General features: G+C 42.6%; 13 protein-coding genes, 2 tRNA genes, 2 pseudogenes and 1 riboswitch. Of the genes and pseudogenes, 13 read left to right on the top strand and 4 right to left on the bottom strand.

Going from position 1 to position 13,160, the window contains the following annotated elements:
- Positions 1-190: 190 nt before the first annotated feature.
- Positions 191-524, top strand: a pseudogene (locus ACQXR1_RS13020) (iron chaperone).
- A 93-nt stretch (positions 525-617) separates the two neighbouring features.
- Here ACQXR1_RS13020 and ACQXR1_RS13015 read toward each other — a convergent pair.
- On the bottom strand, positions 618-1,103 hold the full coding sequence (locus ACQXR1_RS13015; RefSeq protein ID WP_251199389.1) for a YdhH/YoaO family protein: 486 nt from the start codon (positions 1,101-1,103) through the stop codon (positions 618-620).
- A gap of 17 nt (positions 1,104-1,120) precedes the next feature.
- A complete protein-coding gene (locus ACQXR1_RS13010; RefSeq protein WP_304592961.1) occupies positions 1,121-1,600 on the bottom strand; it encodes a GNAT family N-acetyltransferase in 480 nt (159 codons plus the stop codon).
- Positions 1,601-1,681: 81 nt separating this feature from the next.
- Here ACQXR1_RS13010 and ACQXR1_RS13005 point away from each other — a divergent pair, with 81 nt between their 5' ends.
- Together ACQXR1_RS13005 and ACQXR1_RS13000 are read left to right on the top strand one after the other, a co-directional pair.
- Complete coding sequence (locus ACQXR1_RS13005) at positions 1,682-2,659, top strand: HD domain-containing protein (protein WP_430772279.1); 978 nt, start codon at positions 1,682-1,684, stop codon at positions 2,657-2,659.
- 145 nt (positions 2,660-2,804) lie between these two features.
- Entirely contained in the window at positions 2,805-3,425 is a 621-nt protein-coding gene (locus tag ACQXR1_RS13000) for a YdhK family protein (RefSeq protein ID WP_430772357.1), read from the top strand.
- Between the two features lie 13 nt (positions 3,426-3,438).
- Here ACQXR1_RS13000 and pbuE read toward each other — a convergent pair whose 3' ends face one another.
- Positions 3,439-4,605 (bottom strand): purine transporter PbuE, encoded by a 1,167-nt coding sequence (gene pbuE, locus ACQXR1_RS12995; protein ID WP_014662995.1) that lies wholly within the window; start codon positions 4,603-4,605, stop codon positions 3,439-3,441.
- A gap of 55 nt (positions 4,606-4,660) precedes the next feature.
- A riboswitch (purine riboswitch) is annotated at positions 4,661-4,760 on the bottom strand.
- Positions 4,761-4,935: 175 nt separating this feature from the next.
- Between pbuE and ACQXR1_RS12990 the strand changes: the two genes are divergently transcribed.
- The 8 genes from ACQXR1_RS12990 to gmuG all read left to right on the top strand — a co-directional run bounded on the left by ACQXR1_RS12990 (position 4,936) and on the right by gmuG (position 12,181).
- The gene (locus tag ACQXR1_RS12990) at positions 4,936-5,247 is read left to right on the top strand and encodes a PTS sugar transporter subunit IIB (RefSeq protein WP_014475989.1); all 312 of its coding nucleotides are present in this window, start codon (positions 4,936-4,938) and stop codon (positions 5,245-5,247) included.
- Positions 5,247-5,579, top strand: coding sequence for a PTS lactose/cellobiose transporter subunit IIA (locus ACQXR1_RS12985; protein ID WP_071581909.1), 333 nt, complete (start codon positions 5,247-5,249; stop codon positions 5,577-5,579). The genes ACQXR1_RS12990 and ACQXR1_RS12985 overlap by 1 nt, the downstream gene beginning before the upstream one ends.
- Before the next feature lie 18 nt (positions 5,580-5,597).
- The gene (gene celB / locus ACQXR1_RS12980) at positions 5,598-6,926 is read left to right on the top strand and encodes a PTS cellobiose transporter subunit IIC (RefSeq protein ID WP_040084020.1); all 1,329 of its coding nucleotides are present in this window, start codon (positions 5,598-5,600) and stop codon (positions 6,924-6,926) included.
- 17 nt (positions 6,927-6,943) lie between these two features.
- Positions 6,944-8,341, top strand: coding sequence for a 6-phospho-beta-glucosidase GmuD (gene gmuD / locus ACQXR1_RS12975; protein ID WP_430772278.1), 1,398 nt, complete (start codon positions 6,944-6,946; stop codon positions 8,339-8,341).
- Between the two features lie 147 nt (positions 8,342-8,488).
- Positions 8,489-9,202 carry a transcriptional regulator GmuR gene (gene gmuR, locus ACQXR1_RS12970; protein WP_014662999.1) on the top strand — a complete coding sequence of 238 codons (714 nt, stop codon included), beginning with the start codon at positions 8,489-8,491 and terminating at the stop codon, positions 9,200-9,202.
- Positions 9,203-9,230: 28 nt separating this feature from the next.
- Positions 9,231-10,130 carry a fructokinase GmuE gene (gmuE, locus tag ACQXR1_RS12965; RefSeq protein ID WP_430772277.1) on the top strand — a complete coding sequence of 300 codons (900 nt, stop codon included), beginning with the start codon at positions 9,231-9,233 and terminating at the stop codon, positions 10,128-10,130.
- Positions 10,127-11,074, top strand: coding sequence for a mannose-6-phosphate isomerase, class I (gene manA / locus ACQXR1_RS12960; protein ID WP_430772276.1), 948 nt, complete (start codon positions 10,127-10,129; stop codon positions 11,072-11,074). Before gmuE ends, manA begins: the two co-directional genes overlap by 4 nt.
- A gap of 18 nt (positions 11,075-11,092) precedes the next feature.
- A complete protein-coding gene (gene gmuG, locus ACQXR1_RS12955; RefSeq protein ID WP_430772275.1) occupies positions 11,093-12,181 on the top strand; it encodes a mannan endo-1,4-beta-mannosidase in 1,089 nt (362 codons plus the stop codon).
- A gap of 131 nt (positions 12,182-12,312) precedes the next feature.
- On the opposite strand, the pseudogene ACQXR1_RS12950 reads toward gmuG, so the two are convergent.
- Positions 12,313-12,654 (bottom strand): annotated as a pseudogene (locus tag ACQXR1_RS12950) (manganese catalase family protein); the annotation flags it as partial.
- Between the two features lie 288 nt (positions 12,655-12,942).
- On the opposite strand from ACQXR1_RS12950, the gene ACQXR1_RS12945 reads away from it, so the two are divergent.
- Together ACQXR1_RS12945 and ACQXR1_RS12940 are read left to right on the top strand one after the other, a co-directional pair.
- Positions 12,943-13,019: transfer RNA gene (locus ACQXR1_RS12945), tRNA-Arg, on the top strand.
- 14 nt (positions 13,020-13,033) lie between these two features.
- A tRNA-Gly gene (locus tag ACQXR1_RS12940) sits at positions 13,034-13,107 on the top strand.
- Positions 13,108-13,160: the final 53 nt, after the last annotated feature.

Genomic DNA, 13,160 nt, shown 5'->3' with positions numbered 1-13,160 from the left:
ATTTTAAAGATTGGGTTTACAAGAGTCTGCTATCAAAAGAATGGTTCTTCTTTTATGAGAAGTTTTAGAAGGAAAGAGAGATAGCACTAAAGAATTAATTGGAGATACTGGCCGTGGGTAGGTAAACTGAAATCTGCTATAGTCGCATAGAACTTCTCTGAACGGCATCATTTATTTAGGAGGGAACAATATGGACGTTTTTTCTGAGTATTTAGCGGGGATTGATGACCCGCTCCACCGCGATAGAACCGATGAGGTATTGACTTGGATAAAAAATAAATATCCAAATTTACATACAGAAATAAAATGGAACCAACCGATGTTTACGGATCACGGTACATTTATTATTGGTTTTAGTGTTTCTAAAAAGCATTTAGCTGTCGCTCCTGAAAAAGTAACGATAGCGCACGTAAAGGATGATACGTATCCCCTGGAACGGTCCAGTTGATTACACGCTACTTGAGAAAATGATTGAGTTTAATATTCTGGATAAGGCGGACTGCTCCACTTTTTGGCGGAAATGAAAAAAGTAGAAAAGGCATAACATATTAGCTGTTTAAAATATGCTACGCCTTTTCATTTGTCTTTTTTTTAATTTTGATCATCTATTACTGCTTTTACTCAAACAAGGTCTTTTCATGAAGCGTAAGCTGACTCGCAGAATAATGATCACCTTGCTTCCATTTCACTTCAATGGTTATATCATGGCCTTCAAGCTCATGTTCATCTAACCGCTCTAAAAAAGAAACGGAATTTTCTTTTGCGCTTCCATCACGAAAAGTGCCACCGGAATAGTCACGCATTGGAATTTCTGTGTTAGAATTCAGCAGAACCTCATTATCCTTTTTTACAATCAGTGATTCCAAATAAGTGTCGGCTGTTTCATTTGTATCGCCGATCCAATAAAGTTCGCCGCTGTATTCATTCGGTGCATCTTCATTTTTTTTGAAAACAGCTTCCCAATTCTGATCTTTGCTTTCTCCCTGCCAATTCGGATACTCCAAACGCACATGATGAATCAGGCGATAGGAAAAAAAGATTAGGCAGAAAGCGATGAAGAGAAATGCCGTGAAAATGAGAGGGTATTTATAATGACTGGACATAAAAGACTCCTATTCGTTTAATCTATTACCTTCAATAAAAGAATTTCATCCCGAATCAAAATGCCGTTTTCAGCTATCACGGGAATCGCCGGCTTGAGCCGCCGCGCTTTTTCAACTGCGTTTGGAAACACTGCAGCGAATTGATAGCCTCTCTTTTGATAAAACGCCATCGCATGTACATTATCATTTGTTGTGATAAGCTTTATTCGCTGACAATGTGCATGCTTAGCTGTCGCTTCAACCTGCTGAAGTAAAGCTGTGCCGATTCCTTTATTTTCAATCATACTATCTAATGAAATAATTTCACAGTCTTTCCCATCTATTGTGTATGTAATGCAGCCAATGATTTCGCCGCTCTCATTTACGGCGGCAAATCCATCTATTTCATCACACCGAAAAATGCCGCTGGAAATCGCCATCTCGGGTGTACCCCAATGCTTGGCAAAAAAATCGGTCAACATCTGTTTCGCTATCTCATTGTTTGGGATGATGATCATCGTAACACTCCTCTATTGAAAGTATACGATCAATATATACAATAAAATGAACACTAAGAAAATAGATGTTGAGGTGACGGCATGGAAATCAACGATGTTATTTACGGACAGCACCATATAGACGGAGTGCTGGAAGAGCTTATCAAAAGCGCTCCGATGCAAAGATTAAAAGGAATCTATCAAGGCGGAGCAAGCTTTTTAGTCAATCGAAAGTGGAATGTGACCAGGTATGAGCACTCCATCGGCGTGATGCTCCTCATCAAAAAGCTTGGAGGAACGATAGAAGAGCAGATTGCAGGCCTGCTCCATGATGTATCACACACGGCTTTTTCGCATGTGGCCGACATTGTTTTTGAAACTCAAGCCGAAGACTATCATGAAAACATCTATCAACAAGTCATTGTTCACTCTGAAATCCCGGACATTTTACAAAAATACGGCTATCAAAGCGAAGAACTTTTATTTGACGATTCAAGATGGACGTTGCTCGAACAGCCTGCACCGGAGCTGTGTGCTGATCGGATAGACTATACGCTGCGTGATATGTACCGATATGGGCACATTAGTCTGCACGAAGCGCAAACCTTTTTGGATCATCTTATTGTGAGAAACGGAAAGATGTTTCCGGACGGTATCGAAGCCGCCGAATGGTTTGTCGGTGTGTATTACAAAGAAGTGATTGATTTCTTTTTAGATCCCGTGAATGTATATGGATATGAATATTTAGCGCGAGCGTTGAAAGCAGCGCTGCGGCATCATGTCATATCCGCAAAGGATCTGCTGAAAACGGATCAAGAGGTACTGAACATCCTGTGGTCATCAAAAAATGAAGAAGTTCTGAGCTTGCTTACATCCATTCATCCCAGCATACAAGTAATAGAAGATGACATCCAGTACGATTTCCATCAAAAGAAGAAAATGCGTCTTATCGACCCATCCATTTTTCACGATGACAAATGGATCAAATCCTCAGATGCTTCTGAACAGGTGAGGAAAATGGGTGAGGCCGCCTATCAAAAAGCAAAAAAAGGTGTGTATATCAAAATCTTAAATCAGTAATTGCCGCCTGACAGCGGCTTTTTTTATGTTTGGCTTTACAAGTTGAGGGGAATAGGACAAACTGCGGGAACGTTTTATGAGAACATCAGCGCATTTACATACCATTCGGGGGTATAGTATTATCGAGAGGGCATGTTATTTTTCATTGTCCGCGGGCAATAGTTACAGTAAAAAAATGAAGCAAAGGAGAATGAACATGAAAATCTCTAAAAATGCACTGGGAATTCTGATGTTATCTCTTGTTTTTGTTTTATCAGCATGCGGCAATAACAACAGTACGAAACAAAGCACACATGACAATCATTCAGACTCCTCAACACATGAAGAGATGGACCATTCCGGATCAGCTGACGTTCCAGAGGGATTACAGGAATCTAAAAATCCAAAATACAAAGTAGGCAGCCAGGTAATCATCAAGGCTTCCCATATGAAAGGCATGAAAGGTGCCGAAGCCACAGTGACAGGCGCCTACGATACAACGGCGTATGTTGTCTCTTATACTCCGACAAACGGGGGACAGCGCGTGGATCATCACAAATGGGTCATCCAAGAAGAAATCAAAGATGCCGGAGATAAAACGTTACAACCCGGAGATCAGGTGATTTTAGAGGCTTCTCATATGAAAGGCATGAAAGGAGCAACAGCTGAGATCGACTCCGCGGAAAAAACAACTGTATACATGGTTGACTATACATCGACAACAAGCGGCGAAAAAGTGAAAAACCACAAATGGGTCACCGAAGATGAGCTTTCAGCTAAATCATAAAAAAATCCTCCTTTTACAAGGAGGATTTTTTTGCTGTCTGAACAGGTCTTGTTAAAGAAATGAAAGCAAACAGGACAGCGATGATCACAATCGATCCGCCGCACCATGCCGTTGACACCACAGTACCCGTCTGATCCAAAACAACACCGCCAATGGCTGATCCAAGGGCGATTCCGACTTGGAGGGCAGATGTGTTAAAGCTTTGCTGAATGTCAGATGAATCTGGTGCAATTTCAATTAAATAGCTTTGCTGAGCGGGGGCGAGGCTCCAGCTCAGAAGACCCCAAATGACCATGACAGGCAAAAAGAAAATCATAGACGATGTAGACAGCGGCAGTAAGAACATAATGATGGCAAAGGAACCGGTTACCAGCAAAATGCTCTTAAAGGAACCAAGCCGGTCTGAAAGCGCTCCTCCGAAAGGGCCTCCGCATACAGCGGATATCCCGAAAAGGAAATAACAAATGCTGACCCAGAAAGAACTCAGATGAAGAGTTTCTTCTAAAAACGGAGCGAAGTAGGCGTATAGTGTATAATGCCCAGCCAATGTAAACATCGTGACGAGATGTGAACTCGCGATTTTCAGATTGCCAACCGTCTTGAGTTGTTCCCGGAAAGGAATCATTTTCTCTGCTGGTATTCTTTCAAAGAAGATTGAAATAATCAGCATGGAGACCAGCGCCAACAGGCCGATGCCAAGGAACAAAATCCGCCATCCGAAAGAATCGCTGATTAAGATACCGAGCGGCACGCCCAATGCGATCGCGGAGCTGAATCCCATAAAAATAATTCCGATTGCGCGGGCTCTGTATTCAGGCGCTACAATTTTCGGGGCAATCGTTAAAGAAAGTACAACAATCAGCCCTGTACTCATCGCCGCCAATACCCTGGATACCATCAGTGTTGCAAAATTAGGGCTGAAGTAGGCGACAAGATTGCTAAGGAAGAAAACAAATAAAGCAATTAAATATAAGCGCTTCCGCTCAACCTTCGCAGTCAATGCTAAAAGCAAAGGCCCAGATACTGCATATCCCAGCGCAAATACACTGATCAGCTGTCCGGCTGAAACAATGGAAATGTCTAAATCATTTGCGATCTGAGGAAGAATCCCTCCCACAATTAACTCAACCAATCCGACTGCAATCGTAGAAGCTGCAAGCAGGAAAACTTTGAAATTCATAACAAACTCCTTTACTTAAATGTTTTGATAAATAAAAAAAATCCTGATTACAAAAAATGTCATAAACAAATTTTGTAATCAGGATTTTACGGTTCCTGGTAGACACCCTCAAACCATATTATTGAGGTTATACAAGTGATAATAGCTATTTAATTGATTCGTTTCCGTTGATGAGTGTAACACATTATGAATGAATCTTCCATAGAAAAATTTACAAAACGATGAACCGGACAAAAATATGATTATATTTATTTTATAAAAGTATAGACATTTAAAATTAAATGACTATAATAATTCATGTAAGCGTTTCAATAACAGGGGGGATAGCAGTTGAAAAAAATATTACTTGCGTGCAGTTCAGGAATGTCTACCAGTTTATTGGTGACAAAAATGAAGGAATACGCACAGTCTATCGGTGAGGAAGCAGAGATTTGGGCTGTTGGCCAAGATAAGGCAAAAGAAGACATGAGAAAAGCGGATGCCGTTTTGATTGGTCCGCAAATGAGCTTTCTGAAAAGCGAACTCCAAAAAGAGGCGGATCAATACAACATTCGAGTTGAAGTCATTGACATGATGGCCTACGGAATGGCGGATGGGAAAAAAGCGTATGAGCAGGCATTGTCCTTAATGGTGAATCAATAATGGAACAGATGAAAATCACGAATTTAACAGACGAGCAAATCAGTTTTCAGCTAATCCTGCACAGCGGAAATGCCCGCAGCTGCATCATACAATCACTGCGCGCCTATAAAGAAGGGAACAAGGATGAGGCGGATGCCCTTATTGCCAAGGCGGATCAGGATTTATCCGCGGCCCATGACATTCACTTTCAAATGATACAGAAGGAATCCGGCGGAGAAGCAGCAGCTTTCTCATTGCTGCTTATGCATGCGGAGGATCACCTGATGTCAACATTATCCATGAAAGAATTAGTGAAAGAGATGCTTGATCTCTTTAAAACCAAGAATCTATAAATAATCGGGGTGGATAGGGTGTTCGAGAAAATCAGCCAATTCCTTGTTCCAATTGCAGGGAGGTTAAACAATAACCGTTATTTGCAAGTGCTGCGTGATGCATTTATGCTGGCTTTCCCGCTGACGATATTTGGGTCCATTTTTGTGGTGTTAACGAATTTGCCGTTTCTAAACAAAATCATGAACACCTCAATGCTTACATCGTTTCAGTCTCATTTCGGCATTGCCTCCACGGCGACTATGGGCATTATGTCTGTCTTTGTTGTGTTCGGGATAGGCTATTACCTGTCAAAAAGCTATCAGGTCGAAGCTGTATTTGGCGGAGCGATCGCTTTGGTTTCCTTTTTGCTCTTAACGCCATTTATCGTTCAGCCGGAAACAGGAGATGCCATTACAGGGGTTATCCCGGTCGACCGTCTCGGTGCAAAAGGGATGTTTCTTGGCATGATTACGGCATTTCTTTCTGGTGAAATCTACAGAAGAATCGTTCAGAAAAACCTGACAATCAAAATGCCAGCCGGCGTTCCGCCTGCTGTAGCAAAATCATTTGCCGCACTTATTCCGGCTTTTATCACATTGACCGTATTTTTGCTGATTAACGTAATGGTGACTCTGTTTTTCAAAACAAATATGCACGACGTCATTTATCACGCGATTCAGGCTCCGCTTGTCGGACTTGGAAGCGGTATCATTCCGACGCTGATTGCCGTGTTTTTCATTCAAATTCTTTGGTTTTTCGGCCTGCATGGACAGATCATTATCAACTCCGTAATGGACCCGATTTGGAATACGTTGCAGGTAGAAAACCTTTCTGCTTACACGGCGGGAAAAGAAATTCCTCATATTATTTCAAAACCGTTTATGGAGATTTATACAGTAGGGATGGGCGGAACGGGGATGACGCTTGCGATTGTGTTTACCATTCTCATCTTCATGAAAAGCAGGCAGATGAAGCAAGTATCAAAACTTGGCCTCGCTCCCGGTATTTTTAACGTAAACGAACCGATTATCTTCGGGCTTCCGATTGTCATGAATCCGATCATCATTGTGCCTTGGGTGCTGGCGCCGATGGTTGTTACGCTCGTCACCTATCTGGCCATGTCAGCGGGGCTCGTTCCGCCTCCGACTGGTGTGACGGTGCCGTGGACGGTTCCATTATTCATTAATGGCATCATGGCGACGAACTCGATCATGGGGGGCGTGATGCAGCTTATCAATCTGCTGATTGTCTTCGTGATTTGGTTTCCGTTCCTAAAAGCAATGGATAAATTAAATCTGGCAAAAGAAAAAGAACAGGCTGTGCAGGAAACAGCTGCTCAGCAAAATGATAACAGCATTAAAATGTGACATAAGGGGAGAGAGACTTGGCACAAACAGAACAATATCGTTTTCCGAAAGATTTTTGGTGGGGATCATCCGCTTCAGCAACACAAACGGAGGGTGCTGCCGATAGAGACGGAAAAGGGCAGAATATATGGGATTATTGGTTTGAGAAAGAACCGCATCGTTTTTTTGACCATGTCGGACCCGCAGCCACATCCCAATTTTACGACAATTATAAAGAAGATATCAGGCTGATGAAGGAGCTTGGCCACAACTCGTTCCGGATGTCGATTTCCTGGTCGCGTTTCATACCAGACGGAACAGGCGAGATCAACGATAAAGCCGTAAATTTCTATAATAATGTCATTGATGAGTTGATCGCTAACGGAATTGAACCTTTTGTCAATTTGTTTCATTTCGATATGCCGATGGCGCTTCAAAAAATCGGCGGCTGGGGAAACAGAGAGACGGTTGACGCTTATGAAAACTATGCAAGAACGTGTTTCCGTTTGTTTGGCGGCAGAGTGAAAAAATGGTTCACGCATAATGAACCAATCGTTCCCGTAGAAGGCGGCTACTTATATGATTTTCATTATCCAAACAAGGTCGACTTTAAAGAGGCTGTCCAGGTCGGATTTCATACGATGCTGTCAAGTGCCCGCGCGATTCAGGCTTACAGGGAGATGGAACAGGACGGAAAAATCGGCATCATTTTAAATTTGACCCCATCATACCCGAGAAGCAGCCATCCGGCGGATGTGAAAGCCGGGGAAATCGCAGACGCGTTTTTTAACAGATCCTTTTTAGACCCATCTGTCAAAGGCGAGTTTCCGAAAGAGCTGGTTGACATTTTGAAGAATGAAGGCTTTATGCCTGATTACAACCCTGAAGATCTTGACATCATCAAAATGAACACGGTTGACCTGTTGGGAGTGAATTATTACCAGCCGAGACGTGTGAAAGCAAAAGAACATCTTCCGAATCCCGACGCTCCTTTTTTGCCGGACAGGTATTTTGATTCTTACGTCATGCCGGGCCGCAAAATGAATCCGCATCGGGGCTGGGAGATTTATGAAAAAGGCATTTATGATATTTTGGTCAATTTAAAAGAAAACTACGGGAATATCGAGTGTTTTATCTCTGAAAACGGCATGGGAGTTGAAGGCGAAGAGCGCTTCAGAGATGAACAAGGCATGATTCAGGATGATTACCGGATTGAATTTATAAAAGAGCACCTTAAATGGATTCACCGCGCCATGCAGGAAGGATCGAACGTAAAGGGCTATCACTTATGGACGTTCATGGACAACTGGTCTTGGACAAATGCCTACAAAAACCGATACGGGTTTGTATCAGTCAATCTCGAGAAAGACGGAGAAAGAACCGTCAAAAAGAGCGGAAAATGGTTCAAAACGGTTGCTGAGCAAAACGGTTTCTAGATTTTCTTAAGGTCAAGATCTTCCGGCAATCATCATGATGAATAGAGATGACGAACAGCCGCAACATTGATGAAATAGGGAAAAGAACTTATGATATCCGTAAAAGCTTATGTGATATCAGACTCTAACAGCTGCCGGAGGATACCAATGAATAAATATGAAATCATTGCAAATGAAATGAGAAAAAGAATTAAAAATAACGTATATCCGATCGATCAGCCCATTCCTGATGAAGTATCTCTTGCAAAAGAATTTAACTCAAGCCGTATGACGATGAAGAGAGCCTTGGATAATTTAGTTGCCGAGGGTCTGCTGTTCAGAAAACGCGGCCATGGCACGTTTATTATTCAATCTGCAATACAGGATGACCATGTCCATGTAGTCAGCAATGAGATTCTCGGATTGACCAACTTGCTGAAAGATAAAAAAATCAAAAGCAAGGTCATTCAGTTTGAAGTGCAATTTCCCACTGAGGAAGTGGCCGCCCATTTGTCTATTGATCAGAAAACACCGGTTTATTATGTCGTTCGGCTGCGGATTGTAGAAGGTGAACCCTATGTACTGGAAAAAACATATATGCCGACGCATTTAATCCCAGGCATTAATGACGATGTCCTTCATGATTCGATCTACAATCATATTACAAATGTGCTGCAGCTCAAAATCGCCGGAACGCACCGGAAAATCAGAGCCTGCAAATCTGATCATATTGACCAGCAGCATCTGGGCTGCAAACAGGATGATCCAATTCTTGAAGTGGAACATGTGGGCTTCTTAGATACCGGGATTCCATTTGAATATTCCTTTTCACGTCATCGGCATGACAAGTTTGTTGTGACTTCTGTAAACATACGGCGCTGATTGCGGAGACAACAAGGAGGCCATCTGCATGCTTGGCGGTATTGAAGCAGGCGGCACAAAGTTTGTTTGTGCTGTCGGCAGAGAAGATGGAACGATCATTGACAGGATAGAATTCCCTACAAAGATGCCGGATGAAACGATAGAGAAAGTGATTCAATATTTTCGCCAATTTTCATTACAGGCAATCGGCATCGGCTCCTTTGGACCTGTTGATAACGATAAAACCAGTCAAACATACGGTACCATCACGGCCACGCCGAAAGCGGGCTGGAGACACTATCCCTTTTTGCAGACCGTTAAGAACGAAATGAAAATCCCAGTCGGATTTAGTACGGATGTCAACGCTGCAGCGCTGGGTGAATTTCTTTTCGGTGAAGCGAAGGGGCTCGACAGCTGCCTGTATATAACGATTGGCACTGGCATAGGCGCGGGGGCTATTGTAGAGGGGAGGCTCCTTCAGGGGCTATCACACCCAGAGATGGGCCATATTTATATCCGGAGGCACCCGGATGACGTATACCGAGGGAAGTGCCCTTATCATGGAGATTGCTTTGAAGGCTTAGCTTCAGGCCCCGCTATCGAAGCCCGCTGGGGAAAAAAAGCTGCTGATTTATCAGATCTAACCCAAGTCTGGGAACTGGAAGGGTACTATATTGCCCAAGCGCTGGCTCAGTATATTTTGATCCTTGCACCTAAAAAAATCATTCTTGGCGGCGGCGTCATGCAACAGAAACAAGTGTTTCCTTATATCTATCAATATGTACCGAAGATCATGAACAGCTACTTTGATTTTTCTGAATTATCGGAAAATATAAGTGATTATATAGTACCTCCACATTTAGGCAGTAATGCAGGAATCATCGGCACGCTGGTTTTAGCGCAACAGGCCTTGCAAGCAGAGTCAGCATCCGGGGAGGTGCGATCATGAAGCACCCTATATTTTTGGAACCTGTCTTTAAAGAAAGAATATGGGGGGGAACAAAGCTTTACGATGCTTTCGGCTACACAATACCCTCAGAAAAAACAGGTGAATGCTGGGCCGTTTCTGCACATGCTCATGGTCCGTCGGTTGTAAAAAGCGGTCCGCTGGCAGGAAAGACACTTGATCAAGTATGGCAAGATCATCCGGAGTTCTTCGGGTTTCCGGATAGTAAGGTGTTTCCGCTTTTGGTAAAGCTGCTTGATGCAAATATGGATCTCTCTGTGCAAGTCCATCCTGATGATGATTATGCAAAGCTGCACGAAAACGGTGATCTTGGTAAAACAGAGTGCTGGTATATAATAGATTGCAAAGATGACGCCGAACTGATTTTGGGACATCACGCAAGCACAAGGGAAGAGTTCAAACAGCGAATTGAAAGCGGTGATTGGAACGGGCTGCTGAGGAGAATCAAAATTAAGCCCGGAGATTTCTTTTATGTGCCAAGCGGTACACTCCATGCTTTATGTGAGGGAACCTTCGTCCTTGAAATCCAGCAAAACTCTGATACAACGTATCGCGTATACGATTATGACCGCTGTAATGATCAGGGCGAAAAAAGATCTCTTCATATAGAAAAAGCCATGGAAGTCATAGCGATACCGCATATTGATAAAGCGTATACACCTGAAGTGAAAGAAGCTGGTAACGCGGAGATCACTGTTTACGTGCAATCAGATTATTTCTCAGTGTACAAATGGAAGATTAGCGGCCGAGCTTCTTTTCCTTCTCATCAAACCTATTTGCTGGGGAGTGTTCTGAGCGGATCAGGACGAATCATCAATAATGGTATTCAGTATAAATGCACTGCAGGCTCACACTTTATTCTGCCTGCGCATTTTGGCGAATTTTCAATAGAAGGAAACTGTGAATTCATGATATCTCACCCTTAATGAATGGAGGAGTTGGATGTGGTTAAGAAATATATGATCTCTTTGCTCATTTTATTTTTGCTTGCGTCTGCTGTTTTAGCAAAACCAATTGAAGCGCATACTGTGTCTCCTGTAAATCCTAATGCACAGCAGACAACAAAAGCAGTGATGAATTGGCTTGCTCATCTGCCGAACCGTACGGAAAACAGAGTTCTTTCTGGCGCGTTCGGAGGTTACAGTCATGACACATTTTCTATGGCTGAGGCTGATAGAATCCGAAGCGCCGCCGGGCAATCGCCTGCTATATACGGCTGTGATTATGCCAGAGGGTGGCTAGAAACAGCAAATATTGAAGATTCAATAGATGTAAGCTGCAACAGCGATTTAATTTCGTATTGGAAAAATGGCGGAATTCCGCAAATCAGTTTGCACCTGGCGAACCCTGCTTTTCAGTCAGGGCATTTTAAAACAGCGATTACAAATGATCAGTATAAAAAAATACTAGACTCTTCAACAGTAGAAGGGAAGCGTCTAAATGCCATGCTCAGCAAAATTGCTGACGGACTTCAAGAGCTGAAGAACCAAGGTGTGCCTGTTCTGTTCAGGCCGCTGCATGAAATGAACGGTGAATGGTTTTGGTGGGGACTTACATCATATAATCAAAAGGATAATGAAAGAATCTCTCTATATAAACAGCTCTACAAGAAAATCTATCATTATATGACCGACACAAGAGGACTTGATCATTTGCTTTGGATTTACTCTCCCGATGCCAACCGAGAATTCAAAACCGATTTTTACCCTGGTGCGTCTTACGTGGATATTGTCGGACTAGATGCGTATTTCCAAGACGCCTATTCGATAAATGGATATGATCAGCTAACGGCGCTTAATAAACCATTTGCTTTTACAGAAGTGGGCCCGCAAACAGCAAACGGCAGCTTCGATTACAGCCTGTTCATCAATGCAATAAAACAAAAATATCCTAAAACCATTTACTTTCTCGCATGGAATGATGAATGGAGCCCAGCGGTAAACAAGGGTGCTTCAGCTTTATATCATGACAGCTGGACGCTCAATAAGGGAGAAATATGGAATGGCGATTCTTTAACGCCAATCGTTGAATGAATGATTTTCACAAATTAGAAGGTGCTCAAGAAGTTTCATTGAGCACCTTCCCGCCTTGATTAGGCATTCATATCGCCTAACCCCGGACTACCCTGCCGAAGGGTCTATGACTTGTAACTATCCGCCATTTCGGCTGGAGATCTCCCTTGATAGATTTCCCCGATTCTCGTTTCATCCAACTTGAAGGTAAACTGTGCATCATGGTAATTCAACATACTCTCTGCACTGTTAATATCATAATTTGGAACAGGGGAGAGCTTCGCCAACTCAACGCCCAATGTCTCGAGCGATTTCGCAAATGCATTCTGGTGAGCATTGTCGCGTACAATCAAAAAAGCAAGTGTTTCCCGAAACGTCTGATTAGAGCTCATTTCATAAATCCTTGTTTTTGGCAGTACGCCTGTCGACTCAAGAAGCAAGTTATCCAACAGGTCAGTAATTAAGTTTCCGTTGTTATACACCCATCTAATATTGTTTGTAAGTTGAGATAAAATATATACAAAACAAAGGCGTGAAAGAAGAAAATAAAAAACACAGGAAAAGTATTGACCAAATAAAACAGGCATGGTATATTATTAAACGTCGCTGATGAACAGCGTGAAACAAAACGAAAAACAAAAAAGTTTTTCTAAGGTGTTTACAAGAATTTTAAAATGTGTATAATAAGAAAAGTCGAATTGAAAAAGATTCGAAAAACATTTTTAAAAAAACTTCTTGACTTCAACAACGAATGATAGTATGATAGTTAAGTCGCTTGATAAGCGCCCGTAGCTCAATTGGATAGAGCGTTTGACTACGGATCAAAAGGTTAGGGGTTCGACTCCTCTCGGGCGCGCCAATATAAGATATCACGCGGGTGTAGTTTAGTGGTAAAACCTCAGCCTTCCAAGCTGATGTCGTGAGTTCGATTCTCATCACCCGCTCCATTATTGAATGATCTTTGAAAACTAAACAAGACAAAACGTACCTGTTAATTCAT

Source organism: Bacillus sp. ATD, from assembly GCF_050585765.1.
GTDB classification, from domain to species: Bacteria; Bacillota; Bacilli; order Bacillales; family Bacillaceae; genus Bacillus; species Bacillus stercoris.
Note: the sequence above shows the minus strand (reverse complement) of the source record. Positions and strands in the feature narration are given on the sequence as shown.

Coding starts and splice junctions, on each gene's coding strand:
- ACQXR1_RS13010 (WP_304592961.1), bottom strand. CDS start 1,600: ATGATCATCATCCCAAACAATGAGATAGCGAAACAGATGTTGACCGAT.
- ACQXR1_RS13015 (WP_251199389.1), bottom strand. CDS start 1,103: ATGTCCAGTCATTATAAATACCCTCTCATTTTCACGGCATTTCTCTTC.
- manA (WP_430772276.1), top strand. CDS start 10,127: ATGAAGCACCCTATATTTTTGGAACCTGTCTTTAAAGAAAGAATATGG.
- gmuE (WP_430772277.1), top strand. CDS start 9,231: ATGCTTGGCGGTATTGAAGCAGGCGGCACAAAGTTTGTTTGTGCTGTC.
- ACQXR1_RS12985 (WP_071581909.1), top strand. CDS start 5,247: ATGGAACAGATGAAAATCACGAATTTAACAGACGAGCAAATCAGTTTT.
- pbuE (WP_014662995.1), bottom strand. CDS start 4,605: ATGAATTTCAAAGTTTTCCTGCTTGCAGCTTCTACGATTGCAGTCGGA.
- ACQXR1_RS13005 (WP_430772279.1), top strand. CDS start 1,682: ATGGAAATCAACGATGTTATTTACGGACAGCACCATATAGACGGAGTG.
- gmuR (WP_014662999.1), top strand. CDS start 8,489: ATGAATAAATATGAAATCATTGCAAATGAAATGAGAAAAAGAATTAAA.